This is a genomic window from Rhizobium sp. NXC14 (assembly GCF_002117485.1).
GTDB lineage: Bacteria > Pseudomonadota > Alphaproteobacteria > Rhizobiales > Rhizobiaceae > Rhizobium.
In genome coordinates, this window is record NZ_CP021032.1 from 223,210 (window position 1) to 249,498 (window position 26,289).

General features: G+C 60.3%; 26 protein-coding genes. 14 read left to right on the forward strand and 12 right to left on the reverse strand.

What is annotated here, in order from left to right:
* Positions 1-45: 45 nt before the first annotated feature.
* The 7 genes from NXC14_RS25355 to otsB form a co-directional block, all read right to left on the reverse strand.
* Positions 46-810 (reverse strand): SDR family NAD(P)-dependent oxidoreductase, encoded by a 765-nt coding sequence (locus tag NXC14_RS25355; protein ID WP_085780788.1) that lies wholly within the window; start codon positions 808-810, stop codon positions 46-48.
* A 42-nt stretch (positions 811-852) separates the two neighbouring features.
* Positions 853-1,581 (reverse strand): SDR family oxidoreductase, encoded by a 729-nt coding sequence (locus NXC14_RS25360; protein WP_085780789.1) that lies wholly within the window; start codon positions 1,579-1,581, stop codon positions 853-855.
* Positions 1,582-1,605: 24 nt separating this feature from the next.
* Positions 1,606-2,865, reverse strand: coding sequence for an ABC transporter permease (locus NXC14_RS25365; RefSeq protein ID WP_085780790.1), 1,260 nt, complete (start codon positions 2,863-2,865; stop codon positions 1,606-1,608).
* On the reverse strand, positions 2,862-3,680 hold the full coding sequence (locus tag NXC14_RS25370) for an ATP-binding cassette domain-containing protein (RefSeq protein WP_085780791.1): 819 nt from the start codon (positions 3,678-3,680) through the stop codon (positions 2,862-2,864). Before NXC14_RS25370 ends, NXC14_RS25365 begins: the two co-directional genes overlap by 4 nt.
* Before the next feature lie 63 nt (positions 3,681-3,743).
* Positions 3,744-4,817, reverse strand: a complete 1,074-nt coding sequence (locus tag NXC14_RS25375; RefSeq protein WP_157131503.1) for a sugar ABC transporter substrate-binding protein — start codon at positions 4,815-4,817, stop codon at positions 3,744-3,746.
* A gap of 208 nt (positions 4,818-5,025) precedes the next feature.
* Complete coding sequence (locus tag NXC14_RS25380) at positions 5,026-5,910, reverse strand: AraC family transcriptional regulator (protein WP_085780792.1); 885 nt, start codon at positions 5,908-5,910, stop codon at positions 5,026-5,028.
* Between the two features lie 199 nt (positions 5,911-6,109).
* Positions 6,110-6,889 carry a trehalose-phosphatase gene (gene otsB, locus NXC14_RS25385; RefSeq protein WP_183699894.1) on the reverse strand — a complete coding sequence of 260 codons (780 nt, stop codon included), beginning with the start codon at positions 6,887-6,889 and terminating at the stop codon, positions 6,110-6,112.
* A gap of 122 nt (positions 6,890-7,011) precedes the next feature.
* Here otsB and NXC14_RS25390 point away from each other — a divergent pair, with 122 nt between their 5' ends.
* The 4 genes from NXC14_RS25390 to repC all read left to right on the forward strand — a co-directional run bounded on the left by NXC14_RS25390 (position 7,012) and on the right by repC (position 12,921).
* Positions 7,012-8,097 (forward strand): ROK family protein, encoded by a 1,086-nt coding sequence (locus tag NXC14_RS25390; protein ID WP_085780794.1) that lies wholly within the window; start codon positions 7,012-7,014, stop codon positions 8,095-8,097.
* 1,120 nt (positions 8,098-9,217) lie between these two features.
* Positions 9,218-10,435: a plasmid partitioning protein RepA gene (repA, locus tag NXC14_RS25400; RefSeq protein ID WP_085780796.1), complete on the forward strand. Its 1,218-nt coding sequence runs from the start codon at positions 9,218-9,220 to the stop codon at positions 10,433-10,435.
* Positions 10,432-11,421 carry a plasmid partitioning protein RepB gene (gene repB / locus NXC14_RS25405; RefSeq protein WP_085780797.1) on the forward strand — a complete coding sequence of 330 codons (990 nt, stop codon included), beginning with the start codon at positions 10,432-10,434 and terminating at the stop codon, positions 11,419-11,421. Before repA ends, repB begins: the two co-directional genes overlap by 4 nt.
* A gap of 198 nt (positions 11,422-11,619) precedes the next feature.
* Positions 11,620-12,921, forward strand: coding sequence for a plasmid replication protein RepC (gene repC / locus NXC14_RS25410; RefSeq protein ID WP_085780798.1), 1,302 nt, complete (start codon positions 11,620-11,622; stop codon positions 12,919-12,921).
* A 65-nt stretch (positions 12,922-12,986) separates the two neighbouring features.
* Here repC and NXC14_RS25415 read toward each other — a convergent pair whose 3' ends face one another.
* Positions 12,987-13,310 (reverse strand): type II toxin-antitoxin system RelE/ParE family toxin, encoded by a 324-nt coding sequence (locus NXC14_RS25415; RefSeq protein ID WP_085780799.1) that lies wholly within the window; start codon positions 13,308-13,310, stop codon positions 12,987-12,989.
* A complete protein-coding gene (locus NXC14_RS25420) occupies positions 13,310-13,591 on the reverse strand; it encodes a type II toxin-antitoxin system Phd/YefM family antitoxin (RefSeq protein ID WP_085780800.1) in 282 nt (93 codons plus the stop codon). Before NXC14_RS25420 ends, NXC14_RS25415 begins: the two co-directional genes overlap by 1 nt.
* A 207-nt stretch (positions 13,592-13,798) precedes the next feature.
* Between NXC14_RS25420 and NXC14_RS25425 the strand changes: the two genes are divergently transcribed.
* The 10 genes from NXC14_RS25425 to NXC14_RS25470 all read left to right on the forward strand — a co-directional run bounded on the left by NXC14_RS25425 (position 13,799) and on the right by NXC14_RS25470 (position 24,523).
* A complete protein-coding gene (locus tag NXC14_RS25425; protein ID WP_085780801.1) occupies positions 13,799-14,791 on the forward strand; it encodes an LLM class flavin-dependent oxidoreductase in 993 nt (330 codons plus the stop codon).
* 24 nt (positions 14,792-14,815) lie between these two features.
* Positions 14,816-16,165 carry an LLM class flavin-dependent oxidoreductase gene (locus NXC14_RS25430; RefSeq protein ID WP_085780802.1) on the forward strand — a complete coding sequence of 450 codons (1,350 nt, stop codon included), beginning with the start codon at positions 14,816-14,818 and terminating at the stop codon, positions 16,163-16,165.
* A gap of 18 nt (positions 16,166-16,183) precedes the next feature.
* Positions 16,184-17,383: a M20 aminoacylase family protein gene (locus tag NXC14_RS25435; protein ID WP_085780803.1), complete on the forward strand. Its 1,200-nt coding sequence runs from the start codon at positions 16,184-16,186 to the stop codon at positions 17,381-17,383.
* An 8-nt stretch (positions 17,384-17,391) separates the two neighbouring features.
* On the forward strand, positions 17,392-17,925 hold the full coding sequence (locus NXC14_RS25440; RefSeq protein WP_085781260.1) for a GNAT family N-acetyltransferase: 534 nt from the start codon (positions 17,392-17,394) through the stop codon (positions 17,923-17,925).
* 45 nt (positions 17,926-17,970) lie between these two features.
* A complete protein-coding gene (locus NXC14_RS33900; RefSeq protein ID WP_085780804.1) occupies positions 17,971-19,746 on the forward strand; it encodes an amino acid ABC transporter permease/ATP-binding protein in 1,776 nt (591 codons plus the stop codon).
* Between the two features lie 90 nt (positions 19,747-19,836).
* On the forward strand, positions 19,837-20,781 hold the full coding sequence (locus tag NXC14_RS25450) for an ABC transporter substrate-binding protein (protein WP_085780805.1): 945 nt from the start codon (positions 19,837-19,839) through the stop codon (positions 20,779-20,781).
* 70 nt (positions 20,782-20,851) lie between these two features.
* On the forward strand, positions 20,852-21,790 hold the full coding sequence (locus tag NXC14_RS25455) for an ABC transporter substrate-binding protein (RefSeq protein WP_085780806.1): 939 nt from the start codon (positions 20,852-20,854) through the stop codon (positions 21,788-21,790).
* A 15-nt stretch (positions 21,791-21,805) separates the two neighbouring features.
* A complete protein-coding gene (locus NXC14_RS25460; RefSeq protein ID WP_085780807.1) occupies positions 21,806-22,840 on the forward strand; it encodes an LLM class flavin-dependent oxidoreductase in 1,035 nt (344 codons plus the stop codon).
* Between the two features lie 67 nt (positions 22,841-22,907).
* Positions 22,908-23,504: a DsbA family protein gene (locus NXC14_RS25465; RefSeq protein ID WP_085780808.1), complete on the forward strand. Its 597-nt coding sequence runs from the start codon at positions 22,908-22,910 to the stop codon at positions 23,502-23,504.
* Positions 23,505-23,605: 101 nt separating this feature from the next.
* Complete coding sequence (locus NXC14_RS25470) at positions 23,606-24,523, forward strand: fatty acid desaturase (protein WP_085780809.1); 918 nt, start codon at positions 23,606-23,608, stop codon at positions 24,521-24,523.
* Positions 24,524-24,781: 258 nt separating this feature from the next.
* Here NXC14_RS25470 and NXC14_RS33175 read toward each other — a convergent pair whose 3' ends face one another.
* The 3 genes from NXC14_RS33175 to NXC14_RS25485 all read right to left on the reverse strand — a co-directional run bounded on the left by NXC14_RS33175 (position 24,782) and on the right by NXC14_RS25485 (position 25,997).
* Positions 24,782-25,132, reverse strand: a complete 351-nt coding sequence (locus tag NXC14_RS33175) for a hypothetical protein (protein ID WP_085780810.1) — start codon at positions 25,130-25,132, stop codon at positions 24,782-24,784.
* Between the two features lie 72 nt (positions 25,133-25,204).
* The gene (locus NXC14_RS25480) at positions 25,205-25,825 is read right to left on the reverse strand and encodes an XRE family transcriptional regulator (protein WP_085780811.1); all 621 of its coding nucleotides are present in this window, start codon (positions 25,823-25,825) and stop codon (positions 25,205-25,207) included.
* Complete coding sequence (locus tag NXC14_RS25485; protein WP_085780812.1) at positions 25,815-25,997, reverse strand: hypothetical protein; 183 nt, start codon at positions 25,995-25,997, stop codon at positions 25,815-25,817. The genes NXC14_RS25480 and NXC14_RS25485 overlap by 11 nt, the downstream gene beginning before the upstream one ends.
* Between the last annotated feature and the right edge of the window lie 292 nt (positions 25,998-26,289).

A 26,289-nucleotide genomic window follows, 5' to 3' on the forward strand; every position in this document is an offset into this window, starting at 1 on the left:
GCCGACCAAGCAGCTGCGGCCCCTCCCCTATCCGATCTCCGTCCATTATCGTGTTGTATAGCCACCATCGATGACCAGCACTTCGCCGGTGACATAGCTTGCCGCGGCCGAGCAGAGGAACAAGGCTGCACCCGCCACCTCCTCCGGCTGCCCGACACGGTCCATCGGCGTCATGCTGCGCCAGGTCGGGAACCAGTCGGGATTGGCGATGCCGCCGCGCGACATATCGGTCTCGATATAGCCGGGCGCAATGGCATTGACGCGGATGTTCTCGGCGGCGACCTCGCTTGCCAGGCTCTTCGTCATCATGTGGACCGCCGCTTTGGAGGCGTTGTAGGCGACCTGGTTCTGCGGAATGTTGGATATGATGCCGGAGATCGAGCCGATATTGAGGATAACGCCGCCGCCCTGGCGCCGCATCGGTGCAAGTGCTGCGCGGCAGGCGCGGAAGACGGCATCGACATTGACGGTCATGATCTCGCGCCAGATGGCATCGGAGAATTCCCCACTGTCGCCATGAATGGCGATACCGGCATTGTTGACGAGGATATCGAGCCGACCCGCCCGTGAGAGGGTCTCAGTGACGAGCGCATCGGCGGCATTATCTTTCATCATGTCGGCGGCGACGAAATCGCAATCGACCCCGGCTTTGGCCAGCCGCTCGTCCGCCGCCGCGTTGCGGTTTCTTCCGCTGATGAAGATTTTGGCGCCCGCCTCTCCCAGTGCTTCGGCGATCGCCAGGCCGATGCCGCGCGTGCCGCCGGTCACCAGCGCCACCTGTCCGTCCAGGCGAAATCTGTCGAAGATCATGGCCGTTTCCTTTCTCTGGCTACTAGGGGGCCGGCGCATCGCTCAGATGTCGGTGCTCTGCGGTAGAATGACGAGGTCACGGATGGTGACGTTGCGTGGGCGCGTGAGCATGAAGAGCACCGCTTCGGCCACTTCTTTGGGCTCCATCAAGCCACCGGCGGCGAGTGCCTCGTCGAGCTTTTCCTGCGGCCAATCGCTGAGAAGGGCGGTCACGACAGGGCCGGGTGCTACGGCGCCGACCCGCAAGCCGTGCTTGGCGACCTGTCGCCTGAGGGTATGGACGAAGGCCTGGACCGCATGTTTGGAAGCCGTATAGATCGGCTCCCATACCACCGGGATCATCCCGGCGACCGAACTCGTCAGAATGACATCGCCGGTCTTGCGTTCGACCATATGCGGCAGGACGGCGTGCACCGAACGGAAGGCGGCGTTGATGTTCAGGTTGAGCATGCGATCCCAGGCGTCGGGGTCGCCGTCAAGCACTTCGCCGCCGATGTAGGAGCCGGCATTGGCGTGGAAAATGTCCAGCTGGCCCGCTTTCTCCAGGATAGCAGGCATCATTTGCCCCACGCTTTTAGGGTCCAGAAGATCGATGACCAGGGGAATAGCCTGTTCGCCGAGCTTCGAGCAGACATCTCTCAATGCTTCTTCGTTGCGGTCGATCAGCGCGACCCGCGCGCCTGATGCAAGCATGGTCCTGGCGCACTCCAGGCCAATACCCGACGCGGCCCCGGTAACAGCCGCGACTTTTCCAGACAGATCCTGTCCCATTTTCTTCCTCTGCTTTCCTGTTGATTAGGCCCGGCCGTGCGAAATACGCGATCGGCGTGCCAGCGAGTCCACGATGACGGCTACGGCAAGAACGGCCCCCGTGATCATGTAACGAAGCGATGACGACAGATCGAGGAGCGTCAGACCGCTCGCGATCGACTGAATGACGATGATGCCGAGAAGGGCCGAGTAGGCACTGCCGCGTCCGCCGAACAGGCTGGTGCCGCCGATGACCGCCGCAGCGATGGCGTTGAGATTGACGTCGCCGGTGCCGGCCTGCTGACTGGCCGTCGCCAATCGCGCCGCCGAGAGCACGCCGCCGGTCGCGGCCAGCAGGGCGCACATGACGAAGGCGCTGGCATAGATACGCGGCACATTGATGCCGGAGCGGCGGGCCGCCTCCCTGTTGCCGCCGACGGCATGCATGGAGCGCCCCCATTTCGTGCGGGTCAGCGCATAATTCATAGCCGCGACGAGGCCGACGAAAAGGCCGAACATCCAGGGAATTCCGCGCGACTGGTTGAGATAGAAGGCTACCGCTTCCAGGGCAACAGTGATCACGACGGCGCGCAGAAGCAGTCCGCTGACGGATTTCGACGACAGCCCGGCGGCCCGCCGCCGCGCCGCGGTGCGGTAGCTGGAGAAAAAATACGCAATGCCGGCAAGCGCAATGAGCGTATAGGAGACCGGATCCGGCATGACCATTATCTGCCCGAAATTCACGAGCCACGAGCCATAGGTCAGATTGATCGAGCCGGTCGCTCCGAGAATATAGAGCTGCAGCCCGAGAACGGCGAGCAGTCCCGACAGGGTAGAGACGAAGCTCGGCATGCCGAAGCGGTTGAAGAGGAAGGAGTAAAGTGATCCGATCAAGGCGCCGACCGCCATTGCGGCAAGTATGGCCAGTACCACCGGCCAGCCCTGGTTGATCCAGAAGACGCCGACCAGCGCCGAGGCGAAGCCGCTGACTGAACCGACGGACAGATCGATTTCGCCGACCATCAGGATGCAGACGATGCCGAGCGAGATGACGCCGACCGTCGAACAATCGAATAGCATGTTGACGAGGTTGGCGCTGGAGAGAAACACCGGATTGAGCGCCTGGAACACCGTCCAGATGATCACCAAGCCGATGATGACAGGCAGCGAGCCGAGGTCACCGGAGCGGATACGATCCCAGAAGGCGCGGACCCAACCGGCAAGGCTATCGTCATGGCGTACTCTTTCGTCACGCCGATCGAGGAGAACAGGTGCTGCCGGTTCGTTCTCAATGGTCTTCATCATGCCCTGCCCTCCTCGTTCTCTTGGCTTTGCGCCTTGCGACGCATAGCGCGGCGGGAGACGGAGTTGTTGGATGCGCCGGTAATCGCGCTGACGAGCTCTTCGTTCGATGCGTCGGGCATGAAGGTGCCGTTGTTTCGCCCGAGCCGGAGCACGACGATACGGTCGGCTACAGCCCGCACATCCTCCATGTTATGGCTGATCATGATAACGCCGAGGCCGCGCTCGCGCACGCGCTCGATCAGATCCAGCACCTCGGCCGTCTGAGCAACGCCGAGTGCGGCGGTGGGTTCGTCGAGCATGATTAGTTTCGGTTCGAGCAACAGCGACCGGGCGATCGCCACGGTCTGACGCTGGCCCCCGGAAAGCGAGGCGACGGGCTCGCGCACGCTTGGGATCCGCGCGGAAAGTTCGTTCAGCAGCTTCCAGGCGCGGATCTCCATCGCGACCTCGTCGAGCTGGATGGGATTGAGCTCCTTGCCGAGAAAGATATTGGCGACGACGTCGAGATTCTCACAAAGAGCCAAATCCTGAAAGACGGTCGCAATGCCGAGATTGAGCGCAGCGCTTGGGCTCGACAGATCTGCCTGTTTTCCCTCGAACAGGATGGTGCCCGCGGTCGGCTGGTGGACGCCCGCCAGAATCTTGACCAGCGTTGATTTGCCGGCGCCATTGTCGCCCACAAGCGCCACGACTTCGCCGGCGTGCACGTCAAGCTCGATATCGGTCAGCGCCGACACCGCTCCGAAATTCTTCGAAATCCCACGCAGGCTGAGGACGGGCTGGCGGGGATCAAATTGATGTGAGATTTCAGACATCGCCTGATCTTTCGGAAAAGCGAAAAGGAAGCGCGGCCGATGTCGGACGCGCTTCCGTTGGATTTACTTGATGATGCCGAGCTTCTTGCAGCCCTCGGCGTAACGGCCGGTGCAGAGCTCTTCGGCAGTGTTGATCTTCTTGTCGATGATCTCGGCCTTCAAATTCTCGGCAGTGACGACGGCCGGCACGAAAAGCTGCGCCGGCGTGTCGTAGAGCGTCATCTCGGCCTTGATCGTTTCGCCTGCCAGGAGCTTTACGGCGACGTCGGCTGCGGCGGCGGCGACGATTTCGCTCGGCTTGGAGATCGTGTTGTACTGATCCCCTGATATGATGAGCTGCAGCGCCGCGATCGTCGCGTCGTTGCCGGTCACCGGCGGCACGGGATCGACACCGGCGGCCTTGAAGGCTGCGATGGCACCACCGCCGGTGCCGTCATTAGCAGCGACGACGCCGACGATCTGCTTGCCGAAGCGGGTGATCTGTCCGGCGGCCCATTGCTGCGCATTCGCCGGCTGCCAGTTCGGCGTATCGAATTCAGCAAGCGTCTTGTATCCACCGCTCGCCAGACCCTCGTGAATGCCGTCCTTGATCAGGCCGGCAGCAGCATCGGTCGGCGAACCGTTGATCTGCAGAATACCGCCGCTGTCCGTTGGCACGTTCTTCGCCTTCAGATGCTTGACGAGCGATTCCGCAATCGCCTTGCCGATCGCCTTGTTGTCGAAGGAGACATAGAAATCGGCCTTGCCGGTCGGAATCGGGCGGTCATAGGCAATGACCTTGACGCCCTGGCTTTGGGCGAGCTGGACAAGAGATGCGGCCGCCGCCGAATCCACCGGATCCAGCACGATAACCTTGGCACCCTGGGTGATGGCCGAATTGAATTGTTGCTGCTGTTTGGCAATATCGGCATCGGCATTCTGATAGATGACCTTGCACGACGCGCAAAGCTTCTTCATCTCGGCGACGAAGCCCGGATGGTCGTGCTCTTCATAACGGGTCGAGCCTTGGTCGGGCATGAGGAACGCGACGGTCGCATCCGCAACCGCGCTTTGTGCAAAGGCGGAAGTTCCCCCGAGCAAGGACAACATAAGTGCCGCGGCGCCTGCCGCTTTCGTCGAAAATTTCGTCATTTCCATCTCCTCCCATTGGAAAAAATCGTGTAGTCGGTGATTGCAGTGATCTGCTGTGCCGTTCGGCTGAACGAGCGGCGTGCCTGCCCCGGCGGTTTGCTGTTTCTGAGGACAAGCGTCTCCTCTCGCGAGCCGCTCCTCGCGCGCTCACGTTCAAGCCTGCGTCAGTTTTGTTCCTCCTCCTTGTCCTCCCTATTGCCGTCTTCGACGGACCTTATGCCGCCTTCGCCACGTTGATATTGTCGCCCAACAATCGCCGGAAGCGGGACGGCGTCATGCCTTTTTCCGCGAGAAACTGGCGGTTGAAGTTGGACAGATTGTTGAAGCCGACCTCGAAGCAGATGTCTGTGATCGACGCATGGTCGTCGCTCATCAGGATCTGGCAGGCGAGATTGATGCGTAGGCGTTTCACATATTGCACGAGCGACATGCCGGTATGGCGGCGGAAAGCGCGTGAGAAGGCGCCTGTGGACTGTCCGGCGATCGCAGCGAGATCGGTTTCGTCGAAGGATTTCGTCAGATTTTCTCTGATATAAGCGAGCGCCTTGTTGATGCCGGCCGACATATAGCCCGAGGGATCGGGCAGATAGCTGGGGCTTGCGAGAAGCTGGGCGTCCTGCGCCCGGCTGAGCAGCCCGACGATCATCATGAAGAGCTCGATACGGCGTACGCCCTGAGCCTGCTGCACCTCGTTCATTAGCGGCGCCACCTCCCCGCTGGTCTCAGTGCCGAAGAGCACGCCCCGGCGGGATGCTTCGAGGACCGGCTCGAAGGGACCGAGCTCGGGCAGCACTTTCATTGTGTCGCTGATAAAATTCTCGCTGAACTGGATGAGCTGGCATCGAAGCGGAATGCTCGATCCCTTCGGGACGTCGCTGATCCAGTTGTGAGGAAGATTGGGGCCAGCCAGCACCAGATTGCCCGGTTCGAACTCGCCGATGAAATCGCCGACGAAAAAGCGTCCTGTTGTCGCCACGACGAGATGCAGTTCATATTCCGGATGAAAATGCCAGCGAACGGTGTGATAGGGATAGCCATGCGCCTTCGCTGCGAAGGATTCGCCCGGTCTGATCTGAACGACTTCCAAGTCAGGTTCCATCGTTTCCTCCTCCCAGGGGCGGTTCTATCTCCGCCTGCCAAATTCCCTTTTGGCTTTATTATTATGGCGAGTGTAGTGGGCTCGCTTCATGCCCGCCACCACGATTCCAGGCCAAAACCGATACTTTTTTGATGATTGGCGCTACGCAGGCGGCGCAAAGACGATGGCAATCTGCCTTTGGGATCGTCCGAGACTGATCTCAGGCGGCCAGCGCGGCAATCACATTTCTGACCAGCGCAGCCGAAGACAGCCGGCCCGTGGCGCAGCTCGGGGCGCCGATGGCCCCGACGCGAATGGAAACCCCGCCGCGCGCATTGGCGATCGCAAACATCGACTCGTCCGTCAAATCATCGCCGATGGTGATGGGAACGCGGTTCTTGAAGGGATCGGACTGGAAAAAGCGTTCCAGCGCGTCGCCCTTGCTCGACCGTGCCGGTCGCAGCTCGAACACCCTTTTACCGAGCTGCAACGCCCAGTTCGGCCCGGCCAGCTCGGCATAGTGATGCATGCGCTCCTCGAGCACTTTTTCATATTCGGGCGCCAGTCGGTAGTGCGCGGCAACGGCGGCGCCTTTATCCTCTATCAGAACTCCCGGATAGTGTTCGGCTTCGGCGGTCAATGCATGTTTCAGCGCCTGGAACTCGGGCGTCGGCTCGACGGTATGCATCCCGGCGGCGCTCCTGATCTCGGCGCCGTGCAGGCCTGCGGTTGGAAATGCAAAGGGTTTGAACAGCTCGTCTGCATAGGCAAGCGAGCGCCCAGTGACCAGTGCCAAGGCGCCGCCGAGCTTGTTCGAAAGGCGATGAAGGTGTCCGGGCAGGTCCTCTGGGACCTCAATTGCGTCCGGCGTAGGCGCAAGATTGAGCAGCGTTCCGTCGATGTCGAGAAACATCGCCCAGTGCTCCGGTTCCCCCAGCACCAATGAAAGCATTTCCTGCGTAGTGGTGTCGTCCTGCACGGCATTCTCCAAACTCTGAATCATTGAAGCTAGGTCGCCCGCCGGCAAGGACAAGATGACGTGGCCGGCACGGGAACATCCAAAGGCGGGTCAGCGTTTAATCTCGCCGCCCGTTCAAGCACTCGTGCCGTAAAGGTAAATTGATGGCCAGAAGCAGCTCCAAGAATAGCGAGGAGATCACCGCGCCGTTGGCGCATGGCGCGACTGTATTGCCGCTGGTGACGATCGACGACTACAACAATGAACTGCGTGACAAGAACGGCTTTGTTGGCGACAACGCCAACAAGAAGACCTTCCAGCAGAAGCTCGACGATTGGAGAAAACACGTCCGCAAATTCGGAGATGACCCGATCGGCAAGGTTGCGACAGCAAAGCTTTCCAAGAAAAAGATCGAGTCTCTGCTGAAAGGGGACGATATGGAGGCCGCCGCACTGGTCCTGGGGGCGGTGGAGGACTTCGCGAAGGACTTTGCCGAAGTCATCGGCAAGTTCCTCAAGGACGAGCGCTGGTTCAAGACGGAGCGCATCGTCGTCGGCGGCGGCTTCAGGCAAAGCCGCTTCGGGGAGCTGGCAATCGCCAGGACCATGGTTCTTCTCAAGGCGGCGGGCATCAATATCGAGGTCACCCCAATCGTCCACCATCCCGACGAGGCGGGACTGATCGGCTCCGTCCACCTCATGCCGCCCTGGATGTTCAAGGGTTACAAAGCGATGCTCGCCGTCGATATCGGCGGCACGAATGTCCGTGCCGGCGTCGTTGAGTTCGGAAAGGAAAAAAGCCCCCATTTTGCAGATGCGGGCGTCTGGGAATCGACCATCTGGCGCCACGCCGACGACGAACCGAGCCGCAGTGCGACGGTGGAAAGAATGGCGGCGATGCTACAGGAATTGATTGACAAGGCAGAAAAGGCCAATCTGAAGCCGGCTCCGATCATCGGCATCGGCTGTCCCGGCATCATCAAGGCAGACGGCTCGATCGAACGCGGTGGACAGAACCTGCCAGGCGGCAATTGGGAAAGCGACAACTTCAACCTTCCCGCAGCACTGATGAAGGCCATTCCCTCGATCGCCGATCACAGCACCTTCGTGATGATGCACAATGACGCCGTCGTGCAGGGCTTGTCGCAGATCCCTTTCATGGAGGACGTGTCGAGATGGGCGGTGCTGACCATCGGCACGGGATTGGGCAATGCGCATTTTACCAATCGCGAGGGATTGAAAGCGCGATAACCCTGCCACGACGGGGAAGCTTTCGGCAAAGCAATGATCATGTCACCCCCCGCACAACCATCGGCCGACGCCGCGTCTCCTTATGGTAAATAACAGGTAAACAACGAAGAATTTGGTAGACGGAAGCAAAGGCCCGCATAAGTTCCGCTAGGAAGAGTGCCGGTTTCCGCAGAGACAGGTCCCGTGCGGCCTTGAACCCGATGATAGCCGTGCCGATGTGATTCGCATAGCGCAGGGCAAACCTCACATCCATTGCGCTTAATGTCCGTCACGCCAGCTGTTCCTATCTGCAGCTGCCTGCGAACTCGGTTGATTGGTTCATCGCGCCGACATTCGGCTGGCTCACTCGTAGTAGATGTCGTGCAGGCATCACACTGCCGCGCCCAGCAGCGGCGGCGCAACTCAATCGCGGACGCAAGTCGCGACTCTTGGCAATGCGTATGGCCCGAATAGAACCCGGTTCGGCGCGTCTGTCGAGCATGCCGCGCATCGTCGTTGTCGCAAGCGTATCTCGGGAGTAATGCCTAGTTTAGCCCCTGCCCTTTTCTGCCACAACTGCAAAAGATGGTGATAACATCGGCGGGCGGTTCTCCGCGCATTCAAATTGCGCTTATCTCCACGTCACGCAAGCTCATATGCAGACGAAAGATATAAGATGAACTTCAAGGGAATAAGCGCTCCGATCAATGCAGGCCGTCTCGAACAAATGCTCGGCCTTGCCTCGTCACGCCGCGATCCGGAATCCCAAGATGCAAATTGCAAGGCTTCCCACGTCGAGCCCGTCCGCGGGTTGGAGGTCGAGAGCCTTTGCCGTCCGTCTGCCTATAAATAAGAACGCCATCTGCCTGATCCGGTCTGTACCAAGCGGCGGCGGTTACTCCACTGAGTCGGCGAAGGCCTCGACGTCGGTCGAGTAGTCCTGGCGATAGGTCGGTGGCTTCGGCCGATGCGGTGTCGCCACCATTGTCAGCTGACAATCGCGCTAAGATTCCGGAATTCCACGTAATTTTTTCGAGGAATTCGGTTTGTTATATATTGGCTAACCAAGAAATCGCTTGACGGAATCGCCAGACTCACGATCATTTGCGCAAAATTGCCCGATTTATCAGGATTTGCGTGAATGCCGACCAAGGCCGCGATTGTTGAGAAAGCCAGAAGAGCGAGTCAAGTCTCGATCGACGAAACGATTGCGCAGGACTCGACGATGCTCAGCAGCCAGCTCCAGGTTCTGTTCGAGCGGTTATTTTCGCCCGATGCCCGCAAATCGCTGCGACGGTTCAGCAGCACCGAGGCCGCCAAGCTGCTCGGCGTCACCGACAGCTATGTTCGCCACCTCACGGCCCAGATGGAAAGCATCAATCCCGAAAAGACGGCGGCCGGCCGCCGCGTCTTCTCGCTCGAAGAAATCCATGCGATGCGCCAGCATCTGGGGCGCACCAAACCCTCCTATCTGCCGACGCGCCGGCCGGGCGACCATCTCCAGGTTATCGCCGTTACCAATTTTAAAGGCGGATCCGGCAAGACGACAACGTCAATCCATCTGGCGCAGTTCCTCGCACTGCGCGGCTATCGTGTGCTCGCCGTCGACCTCGACCCGCAGGCGTCGATGTCGGCGATGCTCGGATATCAGCCGGAGTTCGATGTCGGTGAAAACGAGACACTCTACGGCGCTATCAAATATGACGAGACGCGCCGCGACGTGGCCGACATCGTCCGCCAGACCTATTTCCCCGGCCTCGATCTCATTCCGGGTAATCTCGAACTGCACGAGTTCGAGCATGATACCCCGAAGGCGCTGGCCGACAGCAATCGCGACGACAAGGACATGTTCTTCATGCGGGTCGGCAATGCATTGCATTCGCTGGAACAGAGCTACGAGGTCGTCATCATCGATTGCCCCCCTACCCTCGGCTTTCTGACGCTGTCTGCTCTCTGCGCTGCGACTGCCGTGCTGATCACCGTGCATCCACAGATGCTCGACGTGGCGTCGATGAACCAGTTCCTGACGATGACCTCCGATCTTCTGGCCGTCGTCAAGCAGGCAGGCGGCAATCTCGAATATGACTGGATGCGCTACCTGATCACCCGTTATGAGTCCAATGACGGTCCGCAGGCGCAGATTGTCGCCTTCCTGCGCAGTTTGTTCGGCGAGCGCGTATTGACCTCGATGATGGTGAAGTCAACGGCGGTTTCGGATGCAGGCCTGTCCAAGCAGACGATCTACGAGGCGGGCCGCGAGACGATGCATCGCCAGACCTATGACCGCGGCGTCGAATCCGTCGACAGCGTCAATGCCGAGGTCGAGCAACTCATCCGCAGTGCATGGAGCAGGACATGAGCCCCAAAGGTCGCGATATCCTGAAGAGCATGGTCGGCGCCGTCGAGCCGGCACGACCGGAGGCGCCAAGCGCGCCGCCGCCGCATCGGCCATCGGGCGCGGTCAAGGCGATGAACCTGTCGCTTGGCCGGCTGGGTGAGGAAGCCGCGGCCGCCAAGGCCTTGCGTGAGTCCCTCGCCTCTGGCGACAAAGTGCTGGAGATTGATCCGGCTGTCGTCGAAATGTCATTTATCCGCGACCGCATCCCGGTCGACAAGGATCCTGAGTTCGAGCGATTGAAGCAGTCGATTCGGGAAAGCGGACAGCAGGTTCCGATTCTTGTGCGTCCGGACCCGATAAAGGCTGGGTATTACCAGGCCGCCTATGGCCACCGGCGCTTGCGTGCAGCCGCGGAGATAGGTGTTCCCGTCAAGGCCGTGGTGCGCAAGCTCACGGATGAACAGCTGATTCTCGCGCAGGGTCAGGAGAACGGCCCGCGTGTCGACTTGAGCTTCATCGAACGGGCGTTGTTTGCGCGACGCATGGATGAACATGGCTTCAGTCGCGACATGATTGCTCAGGCGCTGGCGACGGATAAACCGGAAACGTCACGGCTGCTGCAGGTGGCGCAGACGATCGATGCGGAGATCATTCTTGCCATCGGACCGGCGCCGAAGGTAGGACGCCCCCGCTGGTTGGCCTTTGCCGATAAATTCAAGGAGGCGGGCGGGCGGAAGAAGGCGCAGGCGGCAATCGCTGCCGCTGCTTTCCCAACACTGGAGAGCAATAGCCGCTTTGATGTCATCTGGAAGGCACTGGAGGAGAAGGGCTCGCCGCAGCGGGTCGAGCAGACGCTTCGGACGCAAGGCGGCGGGACGCTTGCTTCGGTGAGCCGCTCGGGAAAAACCTTTCGCATCACCGTCAAATCGGCGGCATTTTCGGAATTCCTGGCTCGGCGGCTGGCGGGCCTCGCCGCCGAATTCGAAGAGGAAAATGAGGGAAAATGAAGCAGTTAGACTGATTGTCAGCTGACAATTGAACAGGAGATAACGCGCAAAAGAAAAAAGCCCCCGAACGTCACCGTCACGGAAGCTTTCCTCGTAGTCTTGAACACCTCCGAGAATCGCACTTCCGAGAATCGCTGTCAAGAGTTTTTGGCGCCGTTCAGGCGAGCGGATTTCTTTTGCCTCATTGAGGTGGAAGAGATGGAAACCGGAAGTATAACGACGCCCTTCGGGCGGCGGTCGATGACGCTTGGAATGCTCGCAAACCAGGTCATGGCAGGTGAGATCAAGCCTGATCAGTCGGTCGATAAATGGAAACTGTTTCGCGCGCTGTGCGAAGCAAAGCCGCTGCTCGGCATCACCGATCGCGCGCTGGCGGTGCTCAATGCTTTGTTGAGCTTCTATCCGAAGAACGAGCTGGCCCAGGAAAACGGCTTGATCGTCTTCCCCTCGAATATCCAGCTGTCCCTCCGAACACATGGCATGGCCGAACAGACCGTGCGGCGCCATCTTGCCGCACTTGTCGAGGCGGGGCTTCTGTTGCGCAAGGACAGTCCTAATGGCAAGCGCTATGTCCGCAGGGACAGGGCAGGGGAGGTCAACGAGGCCTTCGGCTTCTCGCTGGCGCCGCTGCTTGCTCGCGCCGAGGAGATCGAGCAGCTCGCCGCCGAGGTAATGGCCGAGCGCTTGCATGTCCAGCGCCTGCGCGAACGCATCACCCTTTGCCGCCGTGATATCGCAAAGCTGATCGAAGCGGCTGTCGACGAAGACGTCCAGGGGGATTGGCAGGGGCTATATCGGGAATTTCGGGACCTGGTCGAAGGCCTGCCGAGGTCGCCGACGACAGCGCAGCTCGAGCATTTGCTCGATGAATTGACAGCGCTTCGGGCAGATATCCTTAACCGGTTGGAGACTCGGATTAAATCGACGAAACAAAGCGGCAATGCCTGTCACATCGAGCGTCACATACAGAATTCAAACCCCGAATCCACCTCTGAATTTGAACCAAGCTTCGAAACGAAGCAGGGCGCAATGCCAGAGCAAGACCACGGGCGTGGGGCCGTGCTGTTGGAAAGGGGGAGAGATGCAACGGCTCATCCGATCGGACACGAGCGGCAAAGTCGACGGGTGGGCGGCGGCGATGATTCCGGCGGCCTGAAATCCTTCCCGCTTGGCCTGGTTCTGCAGGCCTGCCCGGAAATCCTGGCCTACGGGCCGGGTGGCGTGATCCGCAACTGGCGCGACCTGATGAGCGCCGCCGTCACGGTTCGGTCAATGCTCGGCGTCAGCCCGTCAGCCTATGAGGAGGCGGCAAGTGTGATGGGGGCGGAAAACGCCGCGACCGTGATGGCATGCATCCTGGAACGCGGGGGCCACATCAATTCAGCCGGCGGATATCTTCGCGACCTGACGCGGCGAAGCGAAAAGGGAGAATTCGCGATCGGTTCGATGCTGATGGCGCTCTTGCGGGCGAATGCGCCAGCCGGCCGAAAGGCTGGATAGATCTTAGGCGGTCGGGTGGACGCCGGCGAATCTGTTGAAACGGGGGAGGGACGGTGTGCTGGATTTCAGCGGATAAGTCTTCGCTGGAGGAAGGCCTGCATGTCGCGGCGTCCGTCCACCACGCAATAGACGACGACGTCGGTGCCCATGATGCGATAGATCATACGCCAGGGTGTGTGGTGCAGTTCCCGGTAGTCGGAGATGCCGATGCTGGCCAGTTCCTTTGGGATATTTCCGCGGGCGGGGAATTCTTCGAGATTGGCACAGGCGTTCTCGATTTCCGTCAGGATGCGCTCCGCCGTCTCGGAGCCGTCGCGACCGGTGATGAAACGATAGAGATCCTCGACATCGCGCTCCGCGTCTTCGGCGAAAAGAACACGATAAGGCATCAGGACTGGCTGTCGGCCAGACGCTTGCGAATGCGCGCGAAGGATTCTGCAGCAGGGCGCGTCTTGCCTTCCTCGACTTGCCGATTGGTAAGCGCCAGCACCTTCAGGAGCGCCAAGGTCTCCTGCGTTTCTTCATACTGGCCTACATCCTGAAGGATCGCCTTTGCCTCGCCGTGAAGGGTAATGACGACAGGCTGCGGGTTGTCCTTCAGCGTCCGGATGATTTCTGGCGCATGCGCCTTAAGATAGCTGATCGGCTTGACCTGTTCTGACAGCTTCATGCGGTTACTCCTTTCGACCAGAATATAGATCACAAAATGGTCGATTGGAAGAGCTCGGCCGGCGATCCCAGCACGCCACCGGGGCTTTCAGGCGCGCCTGCTTTTTTCCACTCGGTGGCTCTGAAAGAGAATGTCATTTCTTATAATGAACGTTGTCTACTGATTTTATAGATTAAGTTTTGCAACCACTGAGTGGATCGGCGGGTCATGACCTACTTCCTCAGCCTTCTCGACAAAAGCCCGATCGAACAGGGCCTTTCCGCTGCCGATGCGCTGAGGGCGACGGTAAAGATTGCAGCCCGCGCCGAGGAACTTGGTTATCACCGTTTCTGGGTCGCTGAACACCACAACATGTCTAATCTGGCGAGCTCCGCGCCGGAGGCGCTGATCGCCTATCTTCTTGCTAGGACCTCGAAGATCCGCGTTGGCTCCGGCGGGGTCATGCTGCAGCATTACAGCGCCTACAAGGTTGCCGAGACCTTCAATCTATTGGCCTCGCTTGCGCCTGGCCGCGTCGATCTTGGCGTCGGAAAGGCGCCGGGTGGCTTTCCGCTATCGACACGGGCCCTGCAGCTAGCTGTCGATCCGTCCAGGAAGCCGGATTTTGCGAGCCAGCTTTCCGACCTCAATACCTATCTCGCCGCAGATCCCAATAGCGACGGCGCGCAGGCGACCCCTTTGCCGCCGATGGCTCCTGAACGTTTCCTGCTCGGCGCTAGCGTCGAGAGCGCGAGACTCGCAGCCGAGAAGGGCTGGGAACTCGTCTTCGCCGGCCACCTGAACGGTGATCCTGACAATCTCAACAAGACGTTCGAGGCCTATGAGCAGGCATCCGGCGGTAAGCGCCCGATCCTCGCGCTCGCAGCCTTTGCCGCCGAAAGCGAGGAATATGCCCGTGAGTGCGTCGGCAATCTGCGCATCGTCAAGGTGTTCCTGCCGAACGGCCAGACCGTCAATGTTGGCAGTGAAGAGCAGGCGGCCGAATTTGCCCGCCAAGCCGGCGTCACCGATTACCGTATCGAGGAGAAGGTGCCGAGCGTGCTCCACGGCACGGCCAAGCAGATCCGCAAGGAATTGGACGAGCTTCACCGCCGCTACGGCGTCAAGGAGTTCGTGCTCGACACGCCGGCGCTTTCAACCGCCGACCGCCTTGCCTCCATCGAGCTGCTCGCCGCTGAGCGGATTTCCCTCGTCGCCTGACCCGTTCCAAGGAGGATCGATCCCATGGTTCAAAAACACGTCACGTTCGGCATTATGCTGCAGGGGCCTGGCGGCCATATGAATGCCTGGAAACATCCGAGCGTCCCGGCCGATGCCAGCGTCAATTTCGACTTCTTCGTCGACACCGCGCGCAAGGCGGAGGCAGCCGGCATCGCCTTCGCCTTTGTCGCCGACGGACTCTATATCAACGAGCAGTCGATCCCGCATTTCCTCAACCGGTTCGAGCCGATCGCCATTCTCTCGGCGTTGGCGGCTTCGACCTCGACGATCGGGCTTGTCGGCACGGTCTCGACCTCCTACAGCGATCCCTTCACCATCGCTCGCCAGTTCGCCTCGATCGATCTCATCAGCGGCGGCAGGGCAGGGTGGAATGCGGTGACCTCGCCTCTCGAGGGTTCGGGTCGCAATTACAGCCGCGAGCATCCCGAGCATGAGCTGCGCTACGAGATCGCCGAGGATTATATCGATGCGATCAAGGGCCTCTGGGATTCCTGGGACGACGATGCTTTTGTGCGCAATCGCGAGACCGGCGTGTTTGTCGACAAGACGAAGATGCACCGCCTCAATCACAAGGGCCGCTTCTTCCGCATCGAGGGGCCGCTCAACATCGGCCGTTCGAAGCAGGGTCAGCCCGTCGTCTTCCAGGCCGGTGCTTCTGATTCCGGCATCAGACTGGCCGGCAAGCATGCCGATGCCGTCTTCACCAATGGCGGGCCGTTTGAAGAGGCTCAGGCCTTCTATCGCCAGCTGAAGGACAGCGTGATTGCACATGGCCGCAGTGCTGCGGAAGTCGGTGTCTATCCGGGCATCGGGCCGATCGTCGGCGCGACCGCTGATGAGGCGGAAGCCAAGTACCACGCGATCCGCAACCTCGTTACGATCGAGGAGGCGCTTCTCTATCTCGGCCGCTTCTTCGATCACCATGATTTCAGCGTCTATCCGCTCGACGAAGAGTTCCCCGAACTCGGCGATATCGGCAGGAACAATTTCCGCGCTACCACCGATCGTATCAAAAGGACGGCGCGGGAAAAGGGGCTGACGCTCCGCCAGGTCGCGCTCGATGTAGCGACGCCGCGCACCGCCTTCATCGGCACCGCCGAGCATATCGCAGAAGAGATCATCCGCTGGGTGGATCATGGCGCCGCTGACGGCTTCATCCTGGGCTTTCCCGTCATTGCCGAGGGCTTCGACGATTTTGCCAGATACGTCCTGCCGATCCTCACTGAGCGCGGCTATTTCGATCCTGTCCTCAGGGGCGCGACGCTGCGCGACCATCTGGGCCTAGCCTTCCGTCAAAGCCGCTATGCGACCGCGGCGGAGGAGTTCGAACGCGGAAAGGCAGTCGGCGCCTGAGGCGCCGGCGAACCCGCCATGGATGTCATCGCTCAGAACCCGCGCAGCAATGATCCGGTCGAGAAGGGCATCGCCCGCTATCTCGATGAGATCATCGCGCTACGACATGATCTGCACCAATATCCCGAGCTTGCGTTCCAGGAACTGAGGACCAGCAAGCTCGTGGCTTCCCGCCTTTCCTCCTGGGGCTACCAGGTGGCGACGGGCATTGCCGGTACCGGCATCGTCGCCACCCTCAGACGTGGCGAAGGCAAGAAGCAGGTCGGCATTCGGGCCGATATGGATGCACTGCCGATCGAGGAGGCCACCGACCTTGCCTATGCCAGCAGCAATCCCGGCGTCATGCATGCCTGCGGCCATGACGGGCATACCTCAATCCTGCTTGCCGCCGCCCGCTACCTCGCCGAAAGCGGCAATTTCAGCGGCACGCTCAGGCTGATCTTCCAGCCGGCCGAGGAGATCGGCGCGGGCGCCCGCAAGATGATTTCGGAAGGGCTGTTCGAACGCTTTCCTGTCGATGCGGTCTTCGGGCTGCACAACTGGCCGGGTGTCCCGGCGGGCCAGTTCGGCTTCGTCACAGGCCCCGCCATGGCCTCGGTCGACCAGGCGGTGATCAGTATCCTCGGCAAGGGTGGCCACGGCGCCGAACCTCACCGCGCCGTCGACCCGATATTGGCTTCCGCTTCCTTCATCACTGCGCTGCAGAGTGTCGTTTCTCGCAATGTCGATCCGCAGGACATGGCCGTCGCCACCGTCGGCTCGATCCATGCGGGCTCCGCCTCGAACGTAATTCCGGAAAGCGTGGAGATGAAGCTTACCATGCGGGCCTTCAGCGAGCCGGTCCGGCAGCTGCTGCAGGAGCGCATTCCAGCCCTTGCCCGGGCCCAGGCCGAAAGCTTCGGCGCGGAAGCGGACGTGAATTATCGGCTCGGCTTTCCGGCGCTGGTCAACCATGCCAAGGAGACGGCATTTGCTCGCGACGTCGCCTATGACGCTCTCGGCCTTGCTGCGATCGAGAAGGATTTCCGGCCGAGAACCGCGAGCGAGGATTTCGCCTTCATGCTGCAGGCCAATCCCGGCAGCTACCTCTTCGTCGGTAATGGCGACAGCGCTCCTCTCCACAGCGCCCACTACGATTTCAACGACGCGATCATTGCGCCCGCCGCCCGCTACTGGGTCCGGCTCGCAGAAACCTTCCTCACTGAAGACAACGGGTGATGAGTGATATGAGCGATACGTTTCTCTATACGAGCCCTCTTGATCTGCGCGCCAAGCCGCTGATCGATGAACTGATCCACGAATATGACAGCCGCTACGGCACCTATTTCAATGCCGAAGGCGCCGCAGCCGAATTGAACCGGTATCCTCCTGAAGCCTTCGCGCCGCCCCACGGCAATTTTCTGCTGCTGATCCGCAATGGCGAAACCATCGGCGGCGGCGCCTTCAAGCACTACGACGATCGCACGGCCGAGTTCAAACGCATCTGGACGCGCTCCGATCTGCGCCGCCAGGGGCTTGCCCGCAAGGTGCTGGTGGAGCTGGAGGCCCAGGCGGCCCGCCAAGGTTATGGCAGGATCTATCTGACGACCGGTTTCCGCCAGCCCGAGGCCGTCGGACTTTATCTGAACTATGGCTACACCGCGCTCTTCGACACGGCGGCCGATCCCGAGATCTACAAGAGCCTGCCCTTTGAGAAGGACATCACCCATCTCGCCGTGCCGGCTTTCGAAAGCGAACCGCGCCTGAAAGTGGCCGGCTGAAATCTCTGAAACGGCAAGTCAGACAATCATAAAAGGGAAATGAGAATGGCACTGACGACGGATTTCGCGGGCCTTGAGCCCGGCAGCAGGACGGCAGAACCCAGGCAGGACACTTCCCGTTACCGCATCGTCCCGGCCCGCCATCCCGAGCGGTTGGCCGGCACGGTATTCGCGGCCATCGTCATCGTCTCGGTGCTTTATTCCATCTTCACCAATCCACGCTGGGGTTGGGGCGTCTTTGCCGAATGGTTTTTCGCCGAGCCCGTGCTCGTCGGCCTTGGCAGGACGCTGCTCCTGACTGCGCTCGCCGCCGTTTCGGGTTCCATCCTCGGAACGGCTCTGGCGCTCGCCCGCGTTTCAAAGTCGCCGCTGCTGTCAGGCCTTTCCTGGGGCTACATCTGGCTACTGCGCTCGATTCCCATGATCGTGCTGCTGTTGATATTGAACAATCTCGGCTATCTCTACGAAACGATCAGGATCGGCGTTCCCTTCACCGACACGCTGCTGTTCGACTACCCCACCGTACAATTGCTGACGCCCTTTGCTGCCGCTTATCTCGGCCTCACGCTCAACCAGTCGGCCTTCTTCGCCGAGATCGTTCGCGGCGGCATTCTGTCGGTGGATCATGGGCAGCTGGAGGCCGCCGCCGCGCTTGGTCTGCCGCGCCGCCGCCAGGCCTTCCGCATCGTGCTGCCGCAAGCCATGCGCTCCATCCTGCCGACCGGCTTCAACGAGCTCATCGGTTTGGCGAAAAGCACCTCCGTGGTCTATGTGCTGGCGCTGCCGGAGCTTTTTTATACCGTCCAGGTGATCTATCGCCGTAATCTCGAAGTCATTCCGCTGCTGATGGTCGCAACCGTCTGGTATTTGATCATCATGACCGTGCTCTCGGTCGCCCAGCACTATATCGAGCGCTATTTCTCCAAGGGCGCCGTGCGCAATCCGACGCCGCTGCCCTTCCAGGCATTCCTGGAGCGCTTCCGCCGTCCGCTGCCGGCCCTCGACAACACGACCGATAGGACACGCAATCTCAGTTTTCATGACGCCACGGCACTGCGGACAGGCGGTGCGGTGCGCATCCATGGTATCTCCAAAAGCTTCGGTTCGCTGAAGGTGCTCGACGACGTCGAGCTCAACCTGGCGGCGGGCAGCGTGACCGCCATCCTGGGTCCTTCCGGATCGGGAAAGTCGACCCTGCTGCGCTCCATCAACCACCTGGAGCGTGTCGACGAGGGCTTCATCTCGGTCGACGGCGATTTCGTTGGCTACAGCAGGAAAGGCGATACGCTCTATGAGCTCAAGGAAAAGGATATCCTCAAGCGCCGTGCCGATATCGGCATGGTCTTCCAGAGCTTCAACCTCTTCCCGCATCTGAGCGTTCTCGAAAACTTGATCGAGGCGCCGATCCAGGTCCGCGGCATCGGCCGTGAAGAGGCCGTGCAGCTGGCGCAGGAGCTTCTCGCCCGCGTCGGCCTCAGCGACAAGATCAACGCCTATCCGCGCCAACTCTCCGGCGGCCAGCAGCAGCGCGTCGCGATCGCCCGGGCATTGGCGCTCCGCCCCAAGGTGCTGCTGTTCGACGAGCCGACCTCCGCACTCGATCCCGAACTGGTCGGCGAAGTGCTCGACGTCATCAAGGAGCTGGCCCGCACCGGCACGACGCTCGTCATCGTCACCCATGAAATCGGTTTTGCCCGCGAGGTCGCCGACACCGTCGTCTTCATGGAAAGCGGCCGTATTCTTGAGGCCGGCCCGCCGGCCCGGATTTTCACCCAGGCCGAGCATCCCCGCACACGCGAGTTCCTCGCAAAGGTTCTCTAGCGTCGACAGCGCTGGCGAAGGCCGGGCTGCGACGGGCTGCTCTGGTCGAATGACAACAAGCACAATCTCAAGATGAAACGGAGAAGGGGCATGACATTTACTGATAGAGTAAAGCTTTTGATAGCAGGAGCCGTCACCATTGGTGCGATCGGTTTCGGCTCCGCTCAGGCGCAGCAGAAGTTCGATCTCAGCCCCGAACAGCCGAACCGGCTGCGGGTGGAAAAGAACGAGAAGCGCATTGCGGAAATCAAGGACTTCAAGTTCGTCGAAAACGGCGTCTTCACCGTCGGAATCAGCACGAGCGGCAATCTGCCGCTGCACGACTATGCCTCCGATTCCAAGACCGTCATCGGCTATGACGTCGATCTCGCGCAGGCGATCGCCGACAGTTTGGGCTTGAAGCTCAATCTCGTGTCCGTCGCATGGGCGGATTGGCCGCTCGGGCTCACCTCCGGCAAGTTCGACGCGGTGATATCGAACGTGACGGTCACGGAAGAGCGTAAGGAAAAGTTCGATTTCTCGACCTACCGCAAGGATGAGCTCGGTTTCTACGTCAGGGCCGATAACCCGATCACTTCGATCAAGGAGCCGAAGGATATTGCCGGTCTGAAGGTCATCACCGATGCTGGCACCAACCAAGAGAAGATCCTGCTGGAGTGGGATCGGAGGAACGTTGCGGCCGGCCTGAAGCCGATCGAGGTGCAATATTACGATGACGACGCGGTCAAGGATCTCGCCGTCCAGTCCGGCAGGGCCGACGCCGTCTTCAGCGTCAACGCGACCCAGGCCTATGCTGCTGGCATCAACGGCAAGACCAAGCTCGTCGGCACGGTCAGCGGCGGTTGGCCGATCACCGCCGAGATTGCCGTCACCACGCGCAAGGGCAGCGGCCTTGCCGCGCCGGTCACCGATGTCGTCAACGATCTGATCGCCAGCGGCGCCTATAAGAAGATCCTCGATACCTGGAATCTCGGTCCTGAGGCGATCGACAAGGCCCAGACCAACCCACCCGGCCTGCCGAAGAGCGGTTCGTAATAGTCGGCTTACGGACCGGCATCTCGCCGGTCCGTCTCTGCCTTTCTGTGCAAACGGAGACATATCGAGCGTGACGACCTTTCCAGCAATCCGTACCCTCTTCCTCACAGCGCTGACGGCAATCTTGACCGGGCTCGGCGCAGCACATGCCTCCGATGAATTCGACTTGAGCCCGCAGCAGCCGGCCAGGCTTCATGCCGCCAGGAACGATGCGGCCGTCGCCGCGATCCCGAAGGATTTCAAGTTCGTCACGCCTGGCAAATTCACCATCGCCGTCAGCCCCGGCGGTCCGCCGCTTGCCACCTATGCCACCGACGCCAAGACCGTGGTGGGGGCCGATCCCGACTATGCCTATGCCATCGCCGATAGCCTCGGCCTGACGCTAGAGATCGCGCCGGTCGCCTGGATCGACTGGCCGCTCGGGCTTACCTCGGGCAAATATGATGCCGTCATCTCCAATGTCGGTGTGACCGAGCAGCGCAAGGAGAAGTTTGATTTCTCCACCTACCGCCAGGGCCTGCACGGTATCTTCGTGAAATCCGATAGTCCCATCACCTCGATCAAGGAGCCGAAGGATGCAGCGGGCCTCAGGATCATCGTCGGCGCCGGCACCAATCAGGAGCGAATCCTGGTGAAGTGGAGCGAAGAGGACGTCGCCGCCGGCCTGAAGCCGATCGAGCTGCAATATTACGACGATGAGGCGGCGAGCCTGCTTGCGCTTCGTTCCGGCCGGGCCGATGTCATCGTTCAGCCGCATGCCCAGCTCGTCTTCATTGCCGCGCGCGACAAGAACATCAAGCGCGTCGGCACGCTGAGCGCAGGCTGGCCAGATCGTTCTGATGTCGCCATCGCCACCCGCAAGGGAACCGGGCTCGCCGATGCGCTGACCATCGCCACCAATGGCCTGATCCAGGACGGAACGTACAAACGGATACTCGAACACTGGCATCTTTCCGAGGAAGCCTTGCCCGCATCCGAGACCAATCCGCCCGGCCTGCCGAAATATTGATCAGGAAGGCATGACATGAGCGGCCGCGATATATCGATCAGCCATATCGGCTTCCTCACCCCCGGCAATTATCCCGACGATGATCCCTTGTCGGGATTGGAGCAGACGCTTCAGCAACTGCAATATGGCGAGGAGCTGGGCTTCGACAGCGCCTGGGTCCGCCAGCGGCATCTGGAGCCGGGGATCTCGTCCGCCAGCGCATTTCTGGCGGCGGCCACACAGCGCACCAGCCGGATCGAGCTCGGGACCGCGGTCATTCCGATTGGTTATGAAAGCCCTTACCGGCTGGCCGAAGATCTTGCGACGGTCGATGTCCTCTCGCGCGGACGGCTGAACATCGGCGTCAGTGCCGGCCGGCCGCTGCATGCCGAACTGATCGGCCCGCTCGCCTTTGACGGCGACTGGACGCGTTACGATTTCTCGCATGATCGCGTGCTGCGCTTCGCCGATAATCTGCGCGGCGCCTATCTCGGAGATGATGAGACCGTCATCAAGACACCCTTCGGCCCGCAGCGGCCACGCCTGCAGCCTTTTGCCAAAGGTTTGATCGACCGCATCTGGTATGGCGGCGGGTCGCAGCGCTCGGCCGAATGGGCCGGCCGCAATGGCTTCAACCTATTGACCGGCAACGTCATAACCGGGGAGGGAACCGACGATTTCTTCGTCGCCCAATCCAGGCTCATAGAGACCTATCACGCCACCGGAACTGAGCGCCGCGTCGCTCTCGGCCGCGTCATCGTGCCTTTCGACAGCGCCGATGCGGCCACACGCCGCCGTTACCGCGACTATGCCGACGGCCGCCATCAGCGGACGCTCTCGCCGCAAGGCGACCGGCGAACCTTGTTCGCCCGGGATATCGTCGGCACGTCGGAGGAGATATTGGAGCGGCTATTTTCAGATCCGATTCTGCCCGAGGTCAGCGAACTGAGGCTGGAACTCCCCTACGAGTTCGAGCATGAGCAATATCGCCAGATCCTCCACGATTTCGTGACAACGATCGCACCCGCGCTCGGATGGAAAGCGCAAGCCGGAATTCGCGCCGCTTCCTAAATCTCGCCAAACCGATGATCTGCGCCATTCGATGGCTGAACAATCACTCTACGAGGAACATTCATCAGTGACCAAAACGGTAGAATACTTCTTTTCAATCGGCTCGCCCTGGTCATACATCGGTTTCGACGCCTTTACCGAGCTGACGGCGCAGAACGACGTCCTCATCACTCCCTATCTGACGACGGTGGTCGAGGAAAACGGCGGCATCTTTTCGCGCAACCGCCCAGAAATACGCCGCGCTTACTGGACTCGGGATCTCAAACGCTGGGCCCGTGTGCGCGGCAAGGAATTGTTCCTCGAGCATCGCCCCGAGCTCAGCGACCCAACACCGGCGTCCCTCTTCGTGATTGCGGCCTATCTCGACGGGCAGGACTGGATCGGCGTGGCCCGTGCTCTGCAGCATGCCTTCTGGAGCGAGGCGAAGGATATAGGCAAGGCGGATGTGCGCGAGGCGATCGTTAACGCCGCCGGTTTCAATGGCGCCGTGCTGCTCAGGCGCCAGGCAGACGACGATGTTCAGAACAAATGGTCGGCCGACCGCGTGCATGCGCGCGACAGCGGCGTCTTCGGCTTCCCGACCTACGTCCATGACGGCGAACTCTATTGGGGGCAGGACAATCTGCCTTTTCTCGAACGTCATCTCCGCGGCGACAGGCCTTAGAGACGGATTTTTTCAGAGAAGTCTATAAAATAGATAGTCTTTGTTCCCTGCTGTTGATGGCCTTCGCTAGATTGGCGTGGTTGATGGGGAAAATCGCACGCATGCCCGACAGGATTTCACAGGCGGCCGGAGCCATTCCGCGTTCGACGGAATGGCCGACCATCATTCTCGCGCTCGTCATCCATGGCGGATTTCTTGCGCTCACCTGGTGGTGGCAATCATTGCCGGCGATCGTGGCCGTCTTCGCGGGCGGTTGGCTGATTGCCTGGCACGGTTCCCTCCAGCACGAGGTTATCCATGGCCATCCGACCGGAAAGCGATGGATAAACGACGCGATCGGGTCGATACCGCTGTCGCTCTGGCTGCCGTATCCGATCTATAGGGAAAGCCATCTGGAGCATCATCGCGACGAATATCTGACCGATCCGATCGAGGATCCTGAATCGTCCTATTTCACCAAGGCCGCCTGGCAACAGCTCGGCGCGGCCGGCAGGCTGCTGGCGCGGTGGAACACTACACTGTTCGGCCGTTTGACCATCGGCCCTGCGGTGATGCTGTTGAGTTTCCTTGGGCAGGAATGGCGACTGATATGGGCGAACGAACCGGGAAGGCGACGGATATGGGCGGTGCACGGTGCAGGCGTCGCCGCCGTCCTTGTCTGGGCGACGGTCCTCCGTGGCGTGCCGGTCTGGCTTTATCTCGGTTTCGTCTATGTCGGCGCAGCGATGACGCGGCTCAGATCCTATGCCGAGCACAGATATGCCGAAAGCCATCAGGAACGCACCGCCATCGTCGAAAACAGCCACCTCTTCGGCTTGCTGTTCCTCTATAACAATCTGCACGTCCTCCATCATCGCCGGCCCGGAATTTCCTGGTATCGCCTTCCCAAGATCTATCGCCACAATCGCGAAACGCTCGTGCGCTCCAATGGCGGGCTTGTCTATGACGGCTATTGGGACATTGCCCGTCGCTTCCTCCTGAAGCCGCACGACGATCCGACGCACCCCCGTCATTCATAGAGCCGCGCTCCCGGTGCAGCGAGCGCGCGCTCGTCATGGCACGCGCGCTTGACCGTGAGCTGCCGGGAAAGGGCGAAGCGCCTGCCGCGCCGTGGGGCAAGTATAACGGACGGAATTCTGTTATATTGGCTATGTTGCGCAGTCCTAGCGCAACCGTTCCATTCTGTTGGAGGAAAAGATAAGGGAAGAATTTTTTATATTGTTTGCTGCAAATGGTTCTTTTATCTCCCGCTTCATCGAAACGCGAAACGCCGCTATTTACCGGGGAGAGACGATGAACCCCGCCATGAACATGATGCCGATGATGAACAACATGATGCCCGCCATGATGAACCCGATGATGGGTGGCATGATGCCGATGATGTCGGGCATGCCCATGATGCCGATGATGAATGGCGCGATGATGCCGATGATGATGATGATGGGCTCGATGAAGTGCACCATGACGGCAGAAGGCATGGTCTGCGAAATGAAGCCGATGGAAGGCATGGACAAGGACATGTTCATGGAATGCTGCAAGCGCATGATGTCCATGATGTCGGGCGGCATGCCCGTCATGATGAATTGCGGCGGCATGATGATGTGCTGCATGATGGCGGCATGAGCCATCCGCCTCCAGCGCACCTGCAAGATGCGCCCAAAGAAATGACGGAAAGCCTCCGGAGACGGGGGCTTTTTGCGTCAGACGCGAACGTCTTCGAGATAGGTCGTCACCAGGTAGAGAATCGCCTCCGTTCCGGTCATGTTTCGGTAGAGGTGAGGCACGTCAGCATCGAAAATGACGGCGTCGCCTTCACCGAGGATATGCGGCGCCTGCCTGCCGGCAATGATTTCGACCGTGCCTTGCGCGACGACCAGATTTTCGACCGTTCCATGCTGATGGGCGTCGGCGTTTTCGGTGTGGTGCGGAGCAATCCTTAGCTCGTAGAATTCCACCTTCCTCTCTCCTTCGAAGGGAAAAAGAGCCCGCGTCTGAAAGCGCCCGTCGGAAGAGGCGAGGATTTTTGATTTTGCCCGCGGCACGGCAACGATCGGGGTTTCGCCGCGTTCGGCGATAAGAGCGGCGCAGGGAATGCCGAGTGCAAGCGCGATCTTCGAGAGGATGGTTAAGGTCGGGCTGCTCTTGCCGGTCTCGATCTGGCCGAGCATCGCGCGGCTGACACCGGCGATCTTTGCCAGCCTGTCGAGAGAATAGCCACGCCGGGTGCGAATGCGCCGCAGGTTCTGTCCTGTCTGAGCCGTGATCTTGTCGGCAGTCTCTCTCGCTTCGCCGCCGGAAAGGAGCACTTGATCAGGCGCCATATCCTGCAATGCCCATTGCAATGACCGGGACGAAACCCCAATACGGCACCCACATGAGGACCGGCTGCATCGCAAAGGATACCGGAGCGGATGGCTTCGCCGCATCAGCATGTTTGCTGCGCGACTGCCGGTAGGCCTGGAAATCGATGACGTCAGCCGTCTGCACTGGCATGAAAAGCTCCCGCTAAAAACTATAAGAATGCTATAGTTTCTCTTGCGGGAAGGGCAGGACATCTCGTCCAATCCTCAGGCTCAACCGGAAATCTTATACCAATAATATTCGACCTTGCGGCAAAGCCATTTATGGCGGCGTTCGCAAAGCCTCTTGCCCTAGGTTCGTCGTATAGGCGTTCCGTTTTCAGAGGTCTTCATCACAGCCGGCCCTGTTCCCATCGCTGCGGTCTTTGGCCCGAGTGCGGGCCCAGAGATCAGTGATTCCGGATGATGTCGTGATGCAGCTTATG